At 46.7% G+C, this 2037-nt stretch carries 2 protein-coding genes; both read right to left on the bottom strand.

The features are described from left to right. Positions 1–130: 130 nt before the first annotated feature. Entirely contained in the window at positions 131–1429 is a 1299-nt protein-coding gene (locus A3738_RS16840) for a CinA family nicotinamide mononucleotide deamidase-related protein (RefSeq protein WP_068502930.1), read from the bottom strand. A gap of 32 nt (positions 1430–1461) precedes the next feature. Further along, positions 1462–2037: pyrroline-5-carboxylate reductase (locus tag A3738_RS16835; protein WP_068763739.1), on the bottom strand; the 576-nt coding region annotated here is incomplete at its 5' end.

Below are 2037 nucleotides of genomic sequence, written 5' to 3'. Positions count from 1 at the left end.
AAGCAAATCAGTCTTTCGATCTAGTCGTCCCGACGGATACTGCTTATCTTTGCAAATACGAGTAAGTAATTAAACTCGTGCCCTATGGGTCGCAAATCTACGCGGCCCATAATTTTTCATTTCCAGCGCACTAATTCTTGTTCTTTAAGCTACGTTCTTTGAAATATGCCGCTTCTTCATTGACTTGCATCAGCTCACGACGCAATAGATCGAAACCCAAGGCCGCAACGAGTATTTGAAAGCGTTTTCTGTCTACTGGAAAGTAGAAACAGTGTGCCTTTATCTCACTCTTACTTCCCCACGCCACCCATACAGTACCGACAGGTTTATCTGTTGTACCACCTTGAGGCCCAGCTATTCCTGATACCGCGACACCTAAATCAGCGCCGCTTCGATCCAAGGCGCCTGATAGCATTTGTTCTACAACCGCTTGGCTAACCGCGCCATGTGCAATTAATGTCGCTTCTTCGACGCCGAGCATCTTCTGCTTCATTTCATTGGAGTAAGTAACAAAGCCAGCATCAAATACGCCCGAAGCGCCATCAAGCTCGGTCATCATAGAGCTGATCAGTCCGCCCGTACATGACTCGGCAAAGGTCACACGTTTGCTTTGCGCTAACAATAAATCTTTCACGACATGCGCAATGCTGCGATTATCATCGGTCACAATATGCGCGCCAAATAATTGCTCCACTTGTTCAGAAAAATGCTCGAGCAACGCATAGTCTTGCTCATGATTTGCTTGGAGCTTTAACTCCAACATTGGCAATGAAGCGCGAAACCCAAGCTCCAATTCTTTTGGAAGTTTCAAACCACTCTTAAAAACACGCTCTTGAATGCCTGACTCACCCATTCCAAAAACACGATATCGTTGTCGCTTCACTTTGGCATTCGAGTCTAAAGGTAAACGCGGGAGAATCTCCTCACTAAACATTGTTTTCAGTTCTGATGGGACTCCAGGTGTGCAGTAAACAGTGCATCCATTAATCTCAGCAGAAAAGCCAACAGCTGAACCTGTGGCATTAGGAACTAAACCTACCCCGTCAGGCAAAATAGCCTGCTTTTTGTTGGCTGCATTGAAGGCAATATTTTTACTTTTGCACCATTGTTCAAGGTCCGCCATTGCCTGCGGATGTTCAAGCAAATCAACGCGCATAACATTGGCTAGGGCTTGTGCTGTGAGATCGTCAACAGTTGGCCCCAAACCACCATTCACAACAAGCACATCAGAAAAACCCGCAATGCGCGCTATTTCCTGCTCAAGCAAGGCTAAGTCATCCCCAACAGTTGCCTTGTAGTAAATCGTGCAACCAAAGGGGCTAAGGGCTTCAGCTAACATTGCCGAATTGCTATCGACAATGTCACCACTCATTAACTCATTGCCTGTTAATAGCAAAGAGAGCTTTATAGATTGTTGTTCGTTGCTCATAGAATTCTCTGACGATACGCAGCGCAATATAGTTATTTACCGAGAAGCGCTGCCATTTCAATAGAGCGATCAGCACACGCTGTCATCGCTTTTTCAACCAGCTGAGGCAGACCTTCATTTTCGAAAACATGAATAGCACGTTCAGTTGTGCCGCCGGGCGACATGACGTTTTTCTTTAATTGTTCTGCTGGCAGATCACTTCCGAGCACCATTTTGGCTGACCCAAGTGCTGTTTGTGCAGCTAATTGCTTCGCATCTTCTGTGGATAAGCCAAGTTTCTCAGCAGCCTTCGCCATCTCGGAGATCATCAAAAAGAAATATGCCGGACCGCTCCCTGATACTGCCGTGACCGCGTGAATCAGCTCCTCTGAGGCGACCCATCTTGCAACACCTATTGCAGCAAAAACATCTTCAACCGCTTGCTTTTGCTCGGCACTGACTTTCTCAGTCGCATACAAACCACTTGCGCCCTCTAATACTTGAGCAGGCGTGTTTGGCATCACGCGTACAATCGCAATGTCTTCACCTAGCCATTTCTGCAAACTTGAAACTTCGATTCCTGCTGCAATCGACACCACTACAGGAGATTGCGCGGCCAAAGCGTCTTT

This window comes from Oleiphilus sp. HI0066, assembly GCF_001635725.1.
The sequence above is the reverse complement of the archived record's forward strand: the minus strand, read 5'-3'. Positions and strand labels throughout refer to the sequence as shown.